The organism is Xylanibacter sp. (assembly GCF_057607445.1).
In genome coordinates this window covers 40,218-60,795 of sequence record NZ_DBLZAX010000005.1, presented here as the reverse complement: position 1 = coordinate 60,795, position 20,578 = coordinate 40,218, and the positions used below count along the sequence as shown (strand labels likewise).

The 20,578-nt window shown below is 49.8% G+C and carries 9 protein-coding genes; 4 read left to right on the top strand and 5 right to left on the bottom strand.

Translation table 11 applies throughout. From position 1 onward, the window contains the following. Positions 1-26 precede the first annotated feature (26 nt). The 3 genes from ACZMIG_RS05640 to ACZMIG_RS05630 all read left to right on the top strand — a co-directional run bounded on the left by ACZMIG_RS05640 (position 27) and on the right by ACZMIG_RS05630 (position 6,378). A complete protein-coding gene (locus ACZMIG_RS05640) occupies positions 27-1,436 on the top strand; it encodes a sialate O-acetylesterase (protein ID WP_487889220.1) in 1,410 nt (469 codons plus the stop codon). Between the two features lie 918 nt (positions 1,437-2,354). Beyond that, positions 2,355-3,920, top strand: coding sequence for an ATP-binding protein (locus tag ACZMIG_RS05635; RefSeq protein WP_487889219.1), 1,566 nt, complete (start codon positions 2,355-2,357; stop codon positions 3,918-3,920). 238 nt (positions 3,921-4,158) lie between these two features. Next, positions 4,159-6,378 (top strand): DUF5703 domain-containing protein, encoded by a 2,220-nt coding sequence (locus tag ACZMIG_RS05630; RefSeq protein ID WP_487889271.1) that lies wholly within the window; start codon positions 4,159-4,161, stop codon positions 6,376-6,378. 247 nt (positions 6,379-6,625) lie between these two features. On the opposite strand, the gene ACZMIG_RS05625 is transcribed toward ACZMIG_RS05630, so the two are convergent. Together ACZMIG_RS05625 and ACZMIG_RS05620 are read right to left on the bottom strand one after the other, a co-directional pair. Beyond that, entirely contained in the window at positions 6,626-7,798 is a 1,173-nt protein-coding gene (locus ACZMIG_RS05625) for an iron-containing alcohol dehydrogenase (RefSeq protein ID WP_053398867.1), read from the bottom strand. 145 nt (positions 7,799-7,943) lie between these two features. After that, the gene (locus ACZMIG_RS05620; protein WP_021855011.1) at positions 7,944-9,176 is read right to left on the bottom strand and encodes a Cof-type HAD-IIB family hydrolase; all 1,233 of its coding nucleotides are present in this window, start codon (positions 9,174-9,176) and stop codon (positions 7,944-7,946) included. 372 nt (positions 9,177-9,548) lie between these two features. On the opposite strand from ACZMIG_RS05620, the gene ACZMIG_RS05615 reads away from it, so the two are divergent. After that, on the top strand, positions 9,549-12,257 hold the full coding sequence (locus ACZMIG_RS05615; RefSeq protein ID WP_487889218.1) for an alpha-L-rhamnosidase: 2,709 nt from the start codon (positions 9,549-9,551) through the stop codon (positions 12,255-12,257). Between the two features lie 846 nt (positions 12,258-13,103). On the opposite strand, the gene ACZMIG_RS05610 is transcribed toward ACZMIG_RS05615, so the two are convergent. The 3 genes from ACZMIG_RS05610 to pepT form a co-directional block, all read right to left on the bottom strand. Beyond that, positions 13,104-15,935, bottom strand: a complete 2,832-nt coding sequence (locus tag ACZMIG_RS05610) for a putative LPS assembly protein LptD (protein ID WP_125104653.1) — start codon at positions 15,933-15,935, stop codon at positions 13,104-13,106. 233 nt (positions 15,936-16,168) lie between these two features. Beyond that, positions 16,169-18,445, bottom strand: a complete 2,277-nt coding sequence (locus ACZMIG_RS05605) for a cation:proton antiporter domain-containing protein (protein ID WP_287601717.1) — start codon at positions 18,443-18,445, stop codon at positions 16,169-16,171. A gap of 287 nt (positions 18,446-18,732) precedes the next feature. Then, entirely contained in the window at positions 18,733-19,956 is a 1,224-nt protein-coding gene (gene pepT / locus ACZMIG_RS05600) for a peptidase T (protein ID WP_053398870.1), read from the bottom strand. Between the last annotated feature and the right edge of the window lie 622 nt (positions 19,957-20,578).

Below are 20,578 nucleotides of genomic sequence, written 5' to 3'. Positions count from 1 at the left end.
AAGTAAAAATTAAACATATATACTACATGAAAAGACTTGCATTAATCCTTGGCGCCGTGTTTGCCGCTACTGGCATCAGCGCGAAGGTTACGCTACCAAAGATGTTCGCAGACGGAATGGTGATGCAGCGCGAGACTAACGCCAACCTGTGGGGAAAGGCAAAGGCATCAGCCACTGTGAAAATCACTACATCGTGGAACAAGAAGACATATTCAGTGAAAGCCGACAGCAACGGAAAATGGAAGGCATCGGTAAGCACGCCCGAGGCAGGCGGCCCCTACTCTATCACACTGAGCGACGGCGAGAAGACCGTTCTAAACAACATTCTTATAGGAGAAGTATGGATATGCTCGGGACAGAGCAACATGGAGATGCCGATGAAAGGCTTTAAGAACCAGCCCGTTGAAAACGCCGTTGAGGACATACTGCACAGCAGCGACAGCAACCTGCGCCTGTTTACAGTGAAGCGCAACAGCAAATTCAGTCCTGTAGACACCGTAAGCGGTTCATGGAAAGAGGCTTGTCCGGCATCAGTACGTGAGTTCAGCGCAACGGCCTACTACTTCGGACGCGAACTGCGCCAGGCTCTCAACGTACCCGTAGGACTTATCGTTGCTGCATGGGGCGGCTCGGCTTGCGAGGCATGGATGACAGCCGACTGGCTGAAGGCTTTTCCAGACGCCAAGATTCCGGCATCGCCTGAAGACATAAAGTCGAAAAACCGCACACCGACAGTGCTCTACAACGGCATGCTTCATCCGCTCATCGGCTACACAATGCGCGGAGTGATATGGTATCAGGGCGAAGACAACGTTACGCGCTATCAGACTTATGCCGACATGATGACGACAATGATTAAAGGCTGGCGCTCACAATGGGGACAGGGCGACTTCCCGTTCTACTACTGCCAGATTGCTCCTTACGACTATAAGCTGATCAACTATACGATAAACAGCGCCCTGCTGCGCGAACAGCAGGCAAAGGCCGAACTGATGAACACCAACTGCGGCATGGCTGTGCTTATGGATGCAGGACTTGAATACGGCATACATCCACGCAAGAAGAACCTTGCCGGCATGCGCCTTGCACTGCTCGCACTGAGCAAGACCTACGGTGTTGAGGGTCTGACAGCCGAAAGTGCATACTATAAGGACGTAACGTTCAAGAACGACACGGCCGTGGTTACGTTCAACCGCGCCAACATGTGGATATACGGACGCAACGGACTGAAGAGCGACCTATTTGAAGTGGCAGGCGAAGACCGCGTGTTCCACCCCGCCAAGGCATGGATAGAGCGCAGCAAGATGTACGTAAAGAGCGACTCGGTGAAGAAGCCTGTGGCCGTAAGATATGCCTTCAAAGACTGGGCCGACGGCGACCTGTTCTGCGACGGCCTGCCCGTAAGCTCGTTCCGCACAGACAACTGGGACGAATAATCCTGCCGTAACAACGTTACAGACATCATTCATTATAAGCAAAATCGTTACACTTATGACTGCCGGATGTAAGGCAACTCATAAATGTAACGATTTTGCTTTTCTGTCAACCATGTTTTCTGAGTATGATTTTTTCATGCAGACAATATTGATATGCCCCGAAATTACGATATCATATTTAGGTAAAAAGTCATGACAAAAATATTTTTCAATCTAGAAAGCGGATATTAAATTTATGTTAATGCAGCAACATTACAGAAGGCACATCATTAACATTTATTTGGATATCAGACAAAATAATAGGCCAAAAGCATGGATTTTTTGATGCAAAAGCATGACTAACGAGTGAAAAACAGGCATGTAATGCAGCGTAAAAAGCCCACTTTTGCACCGTAAACGGCAGAGTAATATTTTTTAACGGTCAAAGTTTTAAGTCTAAAATCACATAAGAAGCTGTAAGTCAACAACTTAACAAAAACACACGATTTTGAGCCTTTTTCGCATAAAATCACACTGATGCGCAGAGCATCGCTATTCTGGAAGCGTCAAACGTATCTCAAATGATAATTTTTTATTACATTATCAAGCCTCATAACATGTAAAATTCAACGTCATTTTTCTGCCATCTTAGCCAATTTTTTCATCTTGACGCCTGTCCTCATTGCTATTCTTTCACTGACGCTTATAACTCAGTTCACACACAGCCATTATTTTTTGTTTTTCGCATGCCCTATAATGTCTGTATTCAAACAAAATTGCGTATATTTGCATTAAAATATATAGGATGCGGCTCGGCAATGCTAATACCAGAAACGCATTTTTGTTTTTGCGTTGCTCTCGCCTTTCACTATATTGGCATATCAGACGAGCCACAAGCCGTTCATTCAGAGAACTATCATATAAAGGAGAAACGCAAAGATGAAATACCCAATAGGAATACAGAGCTTCGATCAAATAATAGAAGACGGATACGTTTATGTAGACAAGACGGACATGATTTATGACCTCACGCATGAAGGAAAAATCTACTTTCTGAGCCGTCCGCGCCGCTTCGGAAAGAGCCTGCTTGTGTCTACGCTGAAGAACTACTACCTTGGCCGCAAGGACCTTTTCAAGGGTCTTGCCATCGACGGCATGGAGAAAGAGTGGAACGTTTATCCTGTGTTCCATGTTGACTTCAACGGCTCCGACTTCACGCAGGCCGGAGTTCTGGAGAAACGTATAAACGGTTATGTTTCCGACTGGGAGAAAGAATACGGCGTGGTGTCTGACGGCGACACGCTCGACCTTGGCGGAAGGTTCATAAAGATTCTGGAGGCTGCGCATGCCAAGACAGGCCGCCGTGCTGTGGTATTGATAGACGAGTATGACAAGCCGATACTCGACGTGCTCGACATGAGCCGCGAGCTTGAAGACCGCCACCGCAACGTTCTCAAGGCCTTCTACTCCGTGTTCAAGGGAGCCGATGCCCATCTGCAGTTTGTCCTGCTAACGGGCGTAACCAAGTTCTCGCAGGTCAGCGTGTTCAGCGGCTTCAACCAGCCCAAGGACATCAGCATGGATGCACGCTACGAGACGCTCTGCGGCATAACGCAGGATGAACTTGAGCATTATTTCAGCAGTCCTATATCCGACCTTGCCGTTGAATACCAATGCACTCCGCATGAGATGCGCCAGCGGCTCAGACGCCAGTATGACGGCTATCACTTCAGCAAGCGTATGACGGGCGTCTACAATCCTTTCAGTCTGCTCAACGCTCTTGACAGTCTTAGCGTTGACGACTACTGGTTTCGCTCGGGCACTCCTACCTATCTAATCCGCCTGCTTGCACACTTCAACGAGAACATGAACGAGCTTACAGGCAAATATTACGCCATGGAGGAGTTTATCGACTATAAAGCCGACGTGGAGCGCCCGCTGCCCATGATATATCAGAGCGGCTACCTCACGATAAAGGACTACAACATGCGCCACAACACTTTCCTTCTCGACTTCCCCAACGACGAGGTAAAGAAGGGATTTCTCACGATGATAGCCTCTTCGTATCTTCAGCCGCGCGAGCGTCTCAACGGCTGGATATTCGATGTGATTGACGCCATGGAGGCCGGCGAGGCCGACAGTCTGCGCACGCTGTTCACTTCCTTCCTGTCGAGCATCCCCTACACCATGCGCCGCAAGGACAATGAGGCGGAGCGCGAACGCTACTTCCAGTACACGTTCTATCTCGTCATGCGTCTTATCAGCGTCTACACCGTTTACACAGAGAAGGTGCAGAGCCAGGGGCGTGTTGACTGCGTGGTTGAGACTCCGCAGTATGTCTATATCTTTGAGTTCAAACTCGACGGCACAGCAGACGAGGCTCTCAGTCAGATAGAAGACAAGGGCTATGCCCGCGAATATTCGTCCGATGCGCGCCGTGTGTTCAAGATTGGTGCCAGCTTCTCGTCGGAGACGGGAACTATATCCGACTGGATATGTGTCTGAAACAGAACGTTCAAAATGGCATTTCAACCGCAATAGCCTACCGAAAAAAGATAACAAACGATAATTTCCTATTTTTGATAAAAACAATATGAAAAAAACGTACTACAGAACGCTATCGAAAAAACAAGTCAAGAAAAAACATTTTGCCTTAAAAGCAAACCGGCACGGCCGTCTGTCACATTTCACTTACTATGCGATGTTGGTGCTTGCAGTTGTCTTAACAGCAGTGACAACAAGCATGCCGGCAGCTGCAGCCGGTAAAGCGTCAAGAGGAAAAGACTATGTTCCGGCAGACTACACATGGACGACACAGAGCAAAAATTCATCTGAATCAATGCCATGCGGCGGACACGACGTGGGCATGAACGTATGGGTGGAGAACGGCGACGTAATGATATACGTGGCACGTAGCGGAATGTTCGACGAGAACAATACGCTGCTGAAAGCCGGACGACTGAGACTGCGCCTTACGCCCAACCCGTTTAACGGTGCAGATGCAGGCTTCAGCCAGACTCTGAAGCTTGACGACGGCGCTGTTTACATAAAAGGAAAAGACACAGAAATACGCCTGTGGGCAGATGTCTCCACATCTGCCGTGTTTGCAGAGATAAATTCAAAGACAAAGACAGACGCCACCCTAAGCTATGAAAGCTGGCGATATAAAGACAGACCGGTTACAAAAGCCGAATGCCAGCAGTGCTCATACAAATGGAATTTGCCAAAGGACTGCACCACATATCAGGATTCTATACGTGCAAAGGGCAACACACTTGTGTTCTGGCACAAGAACCGCGAACAGACTGTGTTCGACTTTACAGTAAACAAAGAAAATCTCGACGGCATAAAAAACAATCTGTACAACCCCATCGGCGGCCTGCGCTTCGGCGGTGAACTCGTTGCCCCGGGCTTCACTTTCTGCGGCACTACCGACGGCACCTATGCTTCAACAGACTTCCGTGCATGGAACTTTAAGGCTGAAGGCATAAAGAAATCCACGATAACGCTAAACTTGTATGACGGCGACAAGGCCCCGAAAATGCCTACGGCGAAAGAGTCAAAAAGAAGAAGTGCTGCATGGTGGCATGCTTACTGGCAAAGAAGCTATATCATACCGGCCGACAGAAACGACAACACGGACAATCCGACGAGCAAATGGCAAGGAATACTGCGCAACTACGAACTGTTCCGCTATATGCTCGGATGCAACGCCTACGGAGAATGGCCCTCTAAATTCAACGGCGGACTGTTCACCTTCGACCCCGTATACGTAGACCCGAAGACGCCTTTCACACCAGACTACCGCAAATGGGGAGGCGGAACCATGACGGCTCAGAACCAGCGACTGGTTTACTGGCCGATGCTAAAGAGTGGCGATACGGACATGATGGCATCGCAGTTTGACACATATCTGCGACTGCTGCCCACGGCCGTTGCACGCACAAAACATTATTGGGGACACGGAGGGGCGTCGTTTACCGAACAGATAGAAAACTTCGGACTGCCTAATCCTGCCGAATACGGCAAGCACAAGCCCGGCGACGACTACGGTATGGAGCGAAACGCATGGCTTGAATATCAGTGGGACACATCATTGGAATTCTGCTCAATGATACTACAGGCGCACTTTTACACCGGAATGGACATCACGAAGTATGAACCGCTGATTGTGCAATGCCTGCAATTCTTTGACGAACATTATCAGTATCTTGCAAAACAGCGCGGAGTAAAGGCGCTCGACGGTGAAGGAAAGCTTATACTCTACCCTTCATCCGGATGCGAGACATACAAAATGGCATACAACCCGTCGAGCGTGGTGGCAGCATTGCGCACAGTGACAGAGCAGTTTGAAGCATACAAGGCAGCCAAAGGCATACAAGACACATCTGCTTATGCCCTTGACTCTACGTTCATAAGCCGCATACCCGACATGCCGCTGCGCACCATCGAGGGCGACACATGCATAGCCCCTGCCATTGTATGGGCCAGAATACAGAACGTTGAGACGCCGCAACTGTATCCAGTATTTCCTTGGAGAATATACGGCATGGGACGCCCCGGATTAAACACTGCACGCAACACTTATCTTAAAGATCCGCACGCACTAAAGATGCGCACACACATCGGCTGGAAACAGGACAACATCTGGGCTGCATGCCTCGGCCTTACCGACGATGCGGCACGCCTTAACCTTGAGAAATTTGCCGACGGGCCTTATCGCTTCCCAGCCTTCTGGGACCCTGGCTATGACTGGGCACCCGACTGCAACCGCGGTGGTGCTGCCATGATAGGCTTGCAGGAAATGCTGCTTCAGGAAACACCCGACGGTCAACTGCTGCTCTTCCAGGCATGGCCGCGCGAATGGAACGTGAAATTCAGACTTCATGCGACAGGCGGAAGAATAGTCAATGCGGAGATAAAGGACGGAAAGATAAAGGTTGAGACAGAGAAAACAAAATAAAAACCACTTGTCTGCCACAAGAAAAACAATAAAGGAAGAATGTATAATGATGCGTAAACTGCGGCAAGACAAACCATGAAGGCCGCAAATATGTCAGAGCACAAGCAACCTTACTGCAAAAAGAAACGGACAATACACGTTGACACGCTACGACATTATATATTCATAACCATATTGAGACAACAAACAAGGCCTTGCGCATCAGTATTGCGCAAGGCCTTGTTTCATATCATATCACCGCATCGGTTTAGCGATATGCCTTCTCATAAATAGCAAGTATTTCGTCTTCTGTCAGCATGCGCGGGTCAAGCTGGAACAAGCCTCCCATGGTTTCCTTTGCATTCTTAACCATTTCAGGAAGATCCTCTTTCTTAATGCCCCAGTCGCTCAACTTCAAGTCGTCAACCTTGCAGGCCTTCTGCATCTTGACGAGAGCATCGATAAAGTCAGACGGACGCTTACTCGGCTCCATAGTCATGGCCTCTGCCATCTTCATGTAGCGCTTCATGCTGTCATTGCGGAATGTCTCAAAATAAGACTGCGACAGACAAATCAGTCCTGCGCCGTGAGGCAGTTCAGGATAAAGGGCACTCATGGCATGCTCCATTGAATGTTCTGACGTACAGCTTGATGTAGACTCAACCATACCGGCCAGCGTACTTGCCCATGCAACCTTTGTCCTTGCCTTCAAGTTGCGTCCGTCAGCCACTGCCACAGGCAGATACTTATAGATAAGACGGATAGCCTCGAGAGCATAAAGGTCACTTATCGGAGTGGCACAGTTTGCTATGTAGCCCTCAGCTGCATGGAAGAATGCGTCAAAGCCCTGATAAGCCGTAAGTCTTGGCGGGATGCTGAGCATGAGTTCCGGGTCAACAATAGACATTGTCGGGAATGTCAGCTTGCAGCCAAAGCCAATCTTTTCGTGAGCTGTCTCATGGGTAATAACAGTCCAAGGGTCAACTTCTGTACCAGTACCGGCCGTTGTTGGGATAGCAATAATAGGCAGAGCCTTCTCAACGGGCTTGTTCTTGCCTGTACCTCCGGCAATATAGTCCCAGTAATCGCCCTCGTTGCATGCCATTATGGCGATGCTCTTTGCAGAGTCGATAGAGCTTCCGCCGCCAAGACCGATGACGAAGTCGCACTTCTCTTCACGGCACAGCGCAGCTGCCTCCATTACATGCTGCTTGATCGGGTTGGGAAGAATCTTATCAAAGACAACGCTCTCAACATTATTCTCCTTAAGATAGCCTACCACTTTATCTAAATAGCCATACTTCTTCATTGAAGTTCCGCCAGAAATAACAATCAACGCTTTCTTACCAGGCAAATTTTCTGTTGCCAGCCTTCTGAGTTCGCCGCATCCGAACAATAATTTTGTAGGAATGTGCAGATTAAATACAAGGTTCTTGTTCATGATCGTATTAATTTAAAGTTTTCAAAAGCAAATATAATAAATCTATTACAAACAAAAGAATAAATATGAATTTAATTTTAAATTAAAACCGACAAGCAGCTTTATGCTTATATAAAAACATTATACTCATGATTGCAATGTCTGCCTATTTACGCTTCATGACGCTGTTCACTACGCGCACCGACGAAACGAGCTTGCCGGTGGATGTGAACACATCGACATTCCACACATGAGACGAGCGGCCCTTATGCACAATGGTGCCCACGGCACGCACCGTATCGCCCTCATGGGCCGAAGATATATGGTTGCCGCTTACCTGCATGCCGACAACATACTCGTCGGGATTACATATTATCATAGAGCCAAACCCTGCCACTGTCTCTGCCAACGCAAGCGTGGCTCCGCCATGCAGGATGCCGAACGGCTGACGGTTGCGGTGGTCAACGGGCATAGTGGCCTCAACGCGGTCGTGAGAGGCATAGGTGTACTGTATGCCGAGGTTGCCCATAAGCGTAGACTTCGACTGGGCATTAAGCTCATCGAGCGGAATCTCGCTCGGACGCACCTCTGCCAAGAACGCCTTCTCAACAGCCACAGCCACGCCGTCTTCATTGTTAGACAGTGTGATATAGTCGGCACAACGCTTCACAGATCCTGGCGCATTGCCCATGGCTATTCCGAGACTTGCCAGCTGCAACATGGTAACATCTGCCACGCCGTCGCCGAATACTACGATGTCGTCAGTCTTTATGCCCTCCATCTCCATCACGGCAGCCAGCGTGTTGGCCTTGTTGACGCGGCAGCCTACCACCTCAAGGAAGAACGGCTCTGAGCGGAACACGTCGAGCACACCGTCGAGACGGCGCTTCCAGTGGTTCTCCAGTCCTACGAGAGCCTCCTCATCGTCGCTGACAAGCATGCACTTGCACGGAATGAAGTCGATGGCTATGGAGAAATGCTCCTCATAGACAATCTTCATGCCGTTGAGCTCGGCTTCGGCCTTGATGTGCGGATTGTCAGGCATGTTCGTAACAATACAGTCCTCATTATAAGTAAGGATGCCAAATCCGTTTTTGTCGGCCTTCTTCTCAAGATAAGGTATCAGTTCGGGATTAATGCGGCGCTCAAATATCACTTCGCCGTCAGCAGCCCTTATAACCTGTCCGCCGTTATACGCCATCACATATCCGTTGTAGGTGTCAAGCTCGAGCATCTTGGCAAGTCCGAGCAGTCCGTATGTCGGACGCCCTGACGCCAGCATTATTCGCACGCCCATCTGCTGAACCTTGCGCAGCGTTGCCAGCGTGCGCTTGCTTACCTCCTTGTTGTCGTTCAACAATGTTCCGTCAACGTCCAGAACAAGCATCTTATATTTCATAGCTCAATGTTTTAAGGGTTATGTCAAAACAAGACAAAGCTCATATCCTGCCGCCGTATGCTGCTTCAGCCGGCAGGCGGCACGGCCTTTATCTTTCTTACAAAAATACGTAAAAACATTTTCATATTCTCACTTATCAGGCTATTTTTGTAACGGCGTTTCAGTTTTTTAAGGAATGCCGCGCCTTTGCCTACACCTTTATAAATATATCTAAAAAAGGGTTGCCAAAGGTGCAGATGGCAAATTTACGTTCAAAAGTCGACAAAGCTGCAGCAAAAGAAGTTACAACCGACAACTGAAGGCGTCATCATATAAATAAGACAAATTCAACGCAGCCCTGCCGCAAAGGCAAGGGCACAAACACTGAAAGAGATGAGAAATTTTCTGTTATCTATCCTTCTGCTCGTATCGTGCAGCATGAGCGCGAAGCTCACCGTTACAAAACTTACGTGCAACTATCAGGACGGACTGGCCGTAACAGCCGGCGACATACGCGTGGGCTGGCAGATGAAGGCCGACACCAACGGCGACAGGCAGACTGCCTACCGCATAAGGATTTTTGAGAACATAACCGGCAAAAGTGTCTACGACTCGGGCAAGACGGCGTCGGCCGAAAGCCAGCTGATATCGCTGCCGCCGCTGAAAGGCAACCGCCACGGCTACTACTGGCAGGTGTGCGTGTGGGACGCCGCCGGCAAAAGGTCGGCATGGAGCCAGAAGCAATATGTGAGAGTGGTGCCCGAAGAGCTCGGGGCTAAATGGATTGGAGCCATAACCAAAGCGGACGCAAAGCTGCCCGAAGGACGATGGGCAAACTCAGTGTTCAAGAAAGACAGCTTCAAGGCAAAATGGCAAGACACCGACACGCTGTCGGCTAAAAGCATAATACTGAGAAAAGAGTTCAGCACCGGCAAGAGGAAGATTACAGATGCCGTGGTGTACATAAGCGGACTGGGACACTACGAGATGAAGATAAACGGACGTAAGGTCGGCGACAGCGAGTTTGCCCCGCTTTGGAGCGAATACAGCAAGACCGTCTACTACAACACCTACGACGTGACACAGCTGCTCGCAGAGGGGCGCAACGCCATAAGCGTGCTGCTGGGCAACGGATTCTTCAACGTGCAGCGCATGGGCCGCTACAGCAAGCTGCAGACCAGCTTCGGCCCGCCGCAGATGATTATGCGCATGGAAATAAACTTCAGCGACGGCAGCCGCCAGGTGATAAAGAGCGGCGAAGACTGGAAGTACACGCTGAGCCCGATAACGTTCAACAGCATCTACGGAGGCGAATCTTACGACGCAAGGTTCTGCCAGCCCGGCTGCGACATGCCCGGATTCGACGACAGCAGATGGCATGACGCCGTGCAGGTGGAGGGACCAGCGGGCACGCTGACGCCACAGACTGCACAGCCCGTGAAGATAATGGAGCGCTACGGTGTGAAGTCGTGGATGAAGATACATACAGATTCGCTGGCAGCAGCGTCAAAGGCCACAAAGCGAGAAATAGACCCGTCTGTGATTGTTGCCGACATGGGACAGAATCTTGCAGGATTTCCCGAGATAACAATCGAAGGCAAGCGCGGACAAAAGGTTACAATGCTCGTGGCCGAGAAGCTCACTCAGCAGGGAGCCTGCGACCAGAGGCAGACCGGACGCCAGCATTATTACGAATATACTCTGGGCAGCGACGGCACGGAGACATGGCATCCGCGCTTTTCCTACTACGGCTTCCGCTACATACAGGTGGAGGGGGCGGTGCGCGAGGGAGAGCCAAACCCGCAGGGACTGCCCGTACTGAAGAAACTCAGCAGCTGTTTCGTTTACAACTCTGCCAGAGAGGTGTCGTCGTTTGAATGTTCAAACGAACTGTTCACCAAGACTCACCGCCTCATAGAAAGGGCTGAGCGCAGCAACATGCAGTCCGTGCTGACCGACTGCCCTCACCGCGAAAAGCTGGGATGGCTAGAGCAAGACCATCTGTGCGGCCCCAGCCTTCTCTACAACTACGACATGACGCGCTTTGCACCAAAGGTGATACGCGACATAACCGACACACAGAAGTCAGACGGCATGGTGCCCACCACGGCGCCACAGTATGTGTCGTTCGGCAATCTGTTTGACGACTCGCCCGAATGGGGCAGCACGCTCATCATCATGCCGTTCATGTATTATGAGCAGTATGGCGACAGCACGCTCATCACCGCCAACTACGGAGCCATGAGCCGATATGTCGACTATCTGACGTCGCGCGCCGACAGCGGCATTGTGAGCCACGGACTTGGCGACTGGTACGACTATGGTCCATGGCGTGCAGGCTTCTCAAAGAACACTCCCGTACCACTTGTGGCAACGGCCCACTACATCTTCGACCTACAACTGATGACGCGCGCTGCACGCATGACTGGCAACACGGCCGACGCAGACAAATACTCCAAGCTGCTGGCATACGCCACGGATGCCTTCAACAGCCGCTTCTTCAAAGCCGACTCATGCACCTACGGCACGGGCAGCCAGACATCCAACGCCCTGCCGCTGTATCTCGGACTTACGGGCAACAACAAGCAGGGAGTGCTCAACAGTCTCGTGGCAGACATCAAGGCACACGGCACACGCCTGACAACGGGCGACGTGGGCAACCGCTACCTGTTTCAGACGCTTGCACAGAACGGACTCAACGACCTGCTCTACTCCATGCTGAACCATTATGAGACGCCGGGCTATGGCTTCCAGCTGCGCCATGGCGCCACGACGCTGACCGAGCAGTGGGACCCCAACCAAGGCTCGTCGCTCAACCACTTCATGATGGGACAGATAGACGAATGGCTCTTCAAGACTCTCGCAGGCATACAAAATCGCCCAGGCACCTACGGACTGCGCCACTTGCTGATAAAACCAACGCTCGTGGGCGACCTCAAATATGTCAATGCAAGCACAGAGTCGCTCTACGGCAAAATCAGCGTCAGCTGCACACGCAGTTCGCTCACAGTTGACATACCCGTAGGCTCAGACGCCACCATAGTGCTGCCCGACGGCACCGAAAAGCAGGTTGGATCGGGCAAACACACATTCAACTTCTGAATGCATATCCATACAGACGGCCCTGACGGCAACAACACCTGACGGGCATCTGAAGCCTATATGGCCAATAAGAAAATCTGAAACATAATAAAACCGGGCAAAACATTATCCACAACATGTTTTGCCCGGTTTGTTTTTTTACATGCGCAGGATTATTACGGCTTATCCTAACAGCCCTCTCACCACCCCACACCCAGCTCCACATTCCTGGCAAAATGAGGCGACACAGGCGCAAGAATAAATAATGAGTTTCAGTCATGCCCGCCTAAGTTGCCCAAAGGACACCGTACTTGCCACAAAAAGCCATTCATTTACGACAAAAAAAGCGGCCACTTTTGCATCAAAAACGGCCCACTTACGACCCGTAAACGATAGGTTAATGATTTGAAACCTAATCACGCCATTTTGCTTACAGTCCGTATAATGTAAACCGCCGTTCAGACCATCAGTTAACAACGAAGGCATATTTTACTTTCAGTTTTTTGCCCTAAAAAATTCTACTGCCATTTTCAGCCTGTATACATGGCACGGATTTGACAGAACAAAGGCAAATCATTGGCCTGCCCATGCTCTGCCAACATCTGTATCAACCGATGCCGGCAGGTTTGAAATAAAGCATCATATTTTGGATAAAATGACAGATAGAGACTAAAGCCGACAGCGGCATTACAGCTGTCTGATATATAGCCGGCAGCTATACAGAAAATAAAGAATAAAAAAAGCCAACTCGCTACATCCATCATCAGGAAATACTGACTATAAATAAGGATGTAACGAGCTGGCTTGTTTTTATAATACTGTTATGTTCAGCTCAATGTTAAAGTTTTAACGCGGTTGCGCCTCACATCAATACCACTGCACGGCGTTGCTGTAGCCGCTGCGCTTGTCGTATTTAAGTGCATCGGTAAGAGTGGCGGCATTACATCTGAACGAGAAGTTGTAAGATGTGTATGGAGCCAGCACCACAGAGCAGCTCATGTTGAAGCAGTGGAGGTCGCGGCTCAGCGATGCAGTGGTCATAGACAGGTCATGGTTTTCAAAGTCGTAACCGGAAGAGAAGCTGATGTTCCATCCGTCGCTGATGCGTATGTTTCCGCTGAAGTTCAGGGTCTGCGTAAATGCGTAAGGATAGCGCATGGTCTTGGTGTTGAACTTTCCGCTTGTGTTCTCACGCATCGTTATTCCGTAGCCGAATGTGAGCGACCATGGCATTGAGAATTTCATGTATCCGTCTGCGTCGGTCTCGGCCTTGCCTGCATTCTTCTTTCTTGCACCGTTCTGTCCGTTCACCATGTCGTCGTCAACGTTCGACTCTATTCCGGTGTCGTCGTCCTCCGTGTTGTTGTCATCCTCCGTGGCGTCTTCTTCGTCATCTCCTCCGCCGAACCATTTCTTCAGCTTTTCGGGATTAAGGGTGAACGATATGTTCTGCGACAAGCCCTGGAAGCGGCCAAAGCGGCCCTTGCTGTACTCGGTATGGTTGCTGACGTATGGCCTTCCGTTATCGTCAAGCTCGTAAGCATAGGTTGCAAACACGGCATTGAGGTTGAATGTATAGTTCTTCCACCACTTCAGCCTGAGCCTTACGGTAAGGTCGCTCCAAGGTTTCTCCTTTGCGGCCATGTTGTAGCCCATGTTGAATCCGAGTTCGTCTATAATGCTGAGTTTCTTGTATCCGGTAGAGTCTTTGTCCGACTTCACCTTCATCTCAATGTTGTTCGACAGGTCGAAGGTTACGCTTCCCGTCTTTCCCCTCGACGGCACATTGAACAAGCCGTTCTCAAATGGTGAATATTCAACGAGGCTTACATTGCCGTCGGCATCGGTCTTCTGGTAGGTTTCATAGTATCTCGAGCCGCAGTCGGGCGCATAGCTGAACGTAACCTGAGGCGTCAGCACGTGGCGTATGGCCTGTATCTTGTCGCCGAAAATCTTCTTCGACGGAACCCAGAAGCCGTACATCTTGGTTGAGGCGCCGATGCTCATGCTCCAGTTGTATACGTTGTAGAATCCGTATGTTGTGTCGGCGCGCTCTGTCTGTGCCTGCTCATCCCACGACTTCATCACCTTGTTGGAGTACATGCGGTCGGTGAAGTTGAACGAGGGGTTGATGTTGATATAGTTGAACAGCGTGAAGTTGGCGTTGATAGGAATATTGTGCTGGAAAGCGTTGCGCCAGTCTTTTATGAGGTTCGACTTGAAGAGCTTGTCTTCCTTCGTGTCGATAGAGTTGCTGAACTGTCCGGTATAGCTCATAGAGATCTTTTCATACCAGCGCTCTTTGCCGGCCATGTGCTTGCGCTTGAACGGATAAAAGCGGCTCACAGAAATGTTGAGGTCAGGCAGCGTGAGGCTCACGGTAGAGTCAATCATGTTCTGGCTGAGGTTGGCCGATCCGCTGATGGTCATGCCAAGGCTCGAGAACGACGTGCTCCAGTTGACGCTTGACGTTCGCAGACTCTGTGTGTAGCTCTGCGGATTGTACATACTGTTAAGATTGTTGCGCTCATAGCTCGTAGATGCGAAGTTGACGCTTGCCGAGAGGCTGCTGAATGGGTTTGACTTAGTATCCTGACGATGACTCCACTGCAGCTTGAAGCTGGTCTGTTCGGTATAGTCGGGCATACCCTTGTCGCCGTTCTTGGTGTTCTGGTAGCTGAAGAAGAAGCTTCCGTTATAGCGGTAGCGCTTGCGGTAGTTGCTTGCCACCGACAATCCCCACGATCCCTTTGTGTAAATTTCGCCAAGCAGCTTGAGGTCCCACTTGTCGCTCATCGCAAAATAATATCCTCCGTCACGCAGATAGAAGCCGCGCGAACTCTCGTCTCCGTAGCTCGGCATGATGAATCCGCTTGAATAGCTCTTGGTGAACGGAAAGAATCCGTAAGGAATGGCCAGCGGCAGCGGCACATCTGCCACAACGAGATAGGCCGGACCGAACACGACATCCTTGCCGGGGCGCACCTTTGCACGCGACAGGGCTATGTAGAAGTCAGGGTGAGGCTGGTCGCACGTGGTGTAGCGTCCATGCTCAAGATAGAGCACTCCGCTCGAGTCGCGCTTTGAGTGCTGGCTCGACAGGTAGCCGTCTTCCTGTTCAGTATATACATTATATATAAAGCCTTTCTTGGTCTTGAAATTGAAGGCCATGGTGTCGCTCTCATATTTGTCCTGTCCCATGGTGAACACCGGAGTGCCGGATATGGCTCCGGTTGAGTCGGCAGTACCCGTTGCGCGCACCAGACTGCTGTCGAGGCTCATCTGTATGCGGTCGCTGCTGAGGTCCATGTTCTGATATTTCACGTTTGAGTTGCCGTATAGCCTCGCAACCTTGCTCTTTGCATCATAGACCATAGAGTCTTCAGACGAGAAGGTTACGGGGGCGTCTAACGCTCCCGACTTCTTACGGTTTATGCTGTCGAGCCTGATAGAGTCGTCCACCTGTTTGTTATGGTGATATATGGCGAGTTGAAGCGAGTCCATGTTCGTGGTGTCGGGCTCGCCTGACTTATCTGTCGAATCTGCCGGAACGGAGTCAGACGACACCGTGTCGCCCACACTCAGAGAGTCGTTCTGCGCGCGCCCGTTGTCATTTTCCTTGAACAAAGGCAAGGAGGTGTCTGCCATCACAAATATGAAGGCAAACAGCAATACAAATATTACGGTTTTAGTTCTCATATAATGCAGGGTGCAAATTTACAGAAATTAAACCTAATAGCACACCAAAATCGCCTTTTTATTTAATATTTAACGTTTTACGTGCACCCGTATGCCTATTGCACCGGCATTTATACAAGTATGAAAACATAATCGGCACATATATCTGTGCCTTAGACGGTTATGCATTTTTGCATCTAAGAAGCCATTAGCCCGCCCTGCCAGCCCAATAGCTGTTTGCAACATAACCAGGGTCAGCCTGCCGTGCAGTCAGACGCATGGTCGTTGTCCCTGCAGAAGCGCTCTATGTCGTCCTGCTCGCCGACAATCCAGATAGCCTCGCCGTGACGCAGCTTGTGCGACGGGTCCATCTGCGAGAGGTTCTCCTTGCCTTCCTCAAGTCCTACGACCATACAGTTGTACACATCACGTATGCCGCTGTCACGCAGTGTCTTGCCCGCAAAGATGCCGTTGCGGTTTATCACCACTTGGTGGAGTTTCATCTCACGCTTCTCTATCTCCGGGTCTTTATCATGCAGCTCTGTGTTCAAGGCCTCGCTGAAGGCTGTAAGCTGGTCGTCGCTGCCGATAGCCTGAATGTTGTCTCCGGGAAATAATATTGTTCCTCCGTTTGGGATGTTTATCCTCTGGCTGCCACGCAATATGCTGCTGATGTGCACCCCGTATCTGTTTCTGAACTCCAGTTCGCGCAGCATCTTGCCTGCCCATAGAGAATCTTCGGGAATGGTGAAATCAGAGATATGCACGTCGCGGTCGAGCAGGCGACCTTCATACAGCGGACGCCTACGGCCCATCACCTCGGCAACAATCTCTCTTGAACGCAGGTTCTGCATAAACAAGCGCTCCATCTTTATGCTTCTCTTCTTCAGCGAGCGCGATATTATCATAAGTGCCACGGCGGCAAGCGCTATGCTTATCATCAGCGCATTGGTGAAGCGTGTAAGATAATAGCATATATAGAACACGAACGCTGAAGCCACAGCCACTCTCACAATGATTGTCAGAATGAGCGGCAGACGGTTGTAGGGATTGCTGTTCCAAAGAGCCTTAAACTCCTCACTGTGGTTTTTCTTCATCATTATAGCCCTCAGGAAAGGAGATATAAACAGCAGCGTGAGCAGTCCGCATGCCGCATTTGCCCACCAGTGAGGCAGAAGCTGACGCACGAAAGGCAGGAAGAAGGTGAACATAAGGGCTATGGATGCGCCCGAGAGTATGGAATAAATCACCGTGATGCGCACCATCTGCTTTATCAGGGTGCGCCATTTTGCCTCGGGCTGCGTGGTCTGCTTGGCAAGCGTAAGATTGTTCATGGCCATAATCCACTTTTTGGGCAGACGGCGTTCGAGCATGCCGTAAGCCGGGGTGGCCATGCGTATCATATAGGGGGTAAGGAAAGTGGTTATCACAGAAACGGCAACCACAACGGGATAAAGGAACTTGCCGATGACCCCGAGCGAAAGACCAAGCGAGGCTATGATGAACGAAAACTCGCCTATCTGAGCCATGGAGAAACCGCACTGCATGGCCGACTTGAGCGACTGGCCGCCGATAAGAAAACTCAAACTGCCAAAAATAACCTGACCGATAATAATTACAAGCACAAGAGTTACTATCGGCCATGAATATTCTACAAGAATGGCGGGATCGACAAGCATGCCGACAGACACGAAGAACACGGCTCCGAAAAGATTCTTAACAGGCTCTACAACCTTTATTATGCGCTCGGCCTCTATAGTCTCGGCAAGGATTGAGCCCATGACAAAAGCTCCGAAGGCGCTGCTGAAACCTACCTTGGTAGACAGTACGGCCATGGCGCAGCACAGACCGAGAGCCACGATGAGCAGCGTCTCATTGTTGATAAACTTACGCATTGACCTAAGCATGAGCGGAATAAGGAAGATACCCACCACAAACCACAGGATGAGAAAGAAGCCTATCTTCATCAGGCTGCCTATCATCTGTCCTCCGTCGGGATTCGACCCGTTGGCTATAGCCGAGAGCATAACCATCATGACAATGGCCAGTATGTCCTCAAGTATCAGCACACTCATAACCAGTCCGGCAAAGCGCTGCTGCCTAAGGCCAAGGTCGTCGAAGGCTTTATATATAATGGTGGTGGAACTCATGGCGAGCATACCGCCGAGAAAGATGCTGTCCATACGGCTCCAGCCGAACAGATGCCCCGTGACTATGCCCAACATCATCATGCAGAACACGATGGAACACGTGGAGATTATGGGCGAAGCGCCCATCTTAAGTATCTTCTTGAACGAGAAATCCAGACCTAACGAAAAGAGCAGGAACATCACGCCTATGTCGCCCCACGTGCTGATGTCGGCCCTGTCAGCCACCGACATTATGTAAGGCATGTGCGGACTTACCAAGAATCCTGCCACGACATACCCCAGCACAAGCGGCTGTTTAAGCTTCTTGAAAACTATGGTCACTATGCCTGCCACCACAAGAATAAGTGCCAGGTCTTTCACGAGGTGTGGAAGTTCGCCCATTCTTACTGTCTGTTTTTGTCAATATGTTTAAATGTTCAGGGCTGAAAGCAGAAGTTATCAACACTGTCTCCTGCATGATTATATACAGGCAAGACACAAAACCACATTCTGCTTTCAGTCCTGTAAAAGTATTTGTATAAGTGGCGGCTCACCTTGCATTGCAATGTGCTAAGGCGTGCCGCTTATGATGCCACTACCGCATGTCGCCGCCGGCCATACCGCATGCAGGATGAATTATGCCATGCAACGGCAAGACAAAGCGTGCGCGAATGCTGCACGATATGTTATCAGTCGTTATATTCGGCCGTAATCTCACATATCTTCACGATTACCTGCATGGCCTTTTCCATAACCTGAACAGAAATAAACTCGTAAGGTCCATGGAAGTTTACGCCGCCGGCAAAGATATTAGGACACGGCAGACCCTTGAACGACAGCTGAGCTCCGTCGGTTCCGCCGCGGATAGGCTCTACCTTAGGAGGCACACCGCTGTCCTGCATGGCCTTGAGCACGATGTCGATAACGTGCATCTTCGGATCTATCATCTCCTTCATGTTGTAATACTGGTCTTTCACGTCAGCAGTAACAGTGCCTTCGCCATACTTCTTGTTCATCTCAACAACGCATTTCTCGATGAAGGCCTTGCGCTCCTCAAACTTATCGCGGTCGTGGTCGCGGATGATATAAGACAGCTTGGCGTTCTCTATGTTCGACTCGATGCCCAGCAGATGATAGAATCCTTCATAACCCTCTGTTGTCTCCGGTGTCTCGTCAGCCGGCAGCATTGCTGCAAACTCAGCAGCCAGGCGGTTGGCGTTTATCATCTTGCCCTTGGCATATCCCGGATGAACGCTAACGCCCTTGATGTTTATCTTGGCAGAAGCAGCGTTGAAGTTTTCAAACTCGAGGTCACCCAGGTCGCCGCCGTCCATTGTGTATGCCCATTCACATCCAAACTTCTCAACGTCAAAGTGGTGAGCGCCCATGCCAATCTCCTCGTCAGGATTGAATCCCATGCGTATGTCGCCGTGAGGAATCTCCTTATGGTCGCGCAACCAGCACATGGCCTGTACTATTTCGGCTATACCAGCCTTGTCGTCAGCTCCCAGCAGAGTGTGGCCGTCGGTAACGATAAGGTCTTCGCCTACATGCTGCAGCAGTTCGGGGAATTTCTTTGTTGATGATATTATGCCCGGTGACAGTTCGATGTCCTTTCCGTCGTAGTTCTTGACAATGCGAGGCTTCACATCCTTGCCGCTGCAGTCTGGAGACGTGTCGTAGTGGCTGATGAAACCTATAGTAGGAACTTCCTTCTTGATGTTAGATTTCAGTGTGGCATAAACGTAGCCGTTGTCGTCCATCTCAACATCATCAAAGCCCTCGTCCTTGAGTTCATCTCTGAGATATTTTGCAAAATCAAGCTGTTTGGCTGTGCTCGGCACGGTCTGGCTGTCCTCGGCCGACTGTGTGTCGAAGCTTACGTAATTCAAAAATCTTTCAACTATGTCCATGATATTTTTATATTATTCAGTTGTTTTTCAAAAGTACATGCTACACCCCACCATATCATGGTGCGGGCTATCAGAATGCAAATATATGAAATTTTATTGAGATACGTCAGTGTTTTTACTGGTTAATTAGTCTTAACTGTTTAACTTTTTACGTATTGTAAGCATCCTTGTCGTTTCTGTCTGAGATTAATATTGCTGACAGACATAAAAAAATCTTCATGTAGATGCATTGTGCCATGTCTCATGCATTGTGCGTAACATAGTTTGGCGTTCATTGTGAATTTCCTCTGGTTAATGACAATTGCAGCGTAGACTGTACCTATATGATGTCGTTGCTGCCGCTGTCATTGCCCGTGTGATGCTTGGTGTCTTTGCTGTTGATAAAATATCGCGACGACATTTTGTGAAGTATTGTGCCGTGTTGAGTTTTTTGTTCAACGCCCACAGTGGCATCACAAATGCTGCCGTTCAGTTATCCCGACCCGCTTTTGATGTGAATTACATTATTTTAATGTTATTACTGTCCGGTAAACAATCCGATAACCCATTAAAATTAAGGGTTGGCATCTAGAATGATGTCAGCCATTTTGGTTATCTTTTGAAGTCGCCAAACAAAAAAAGA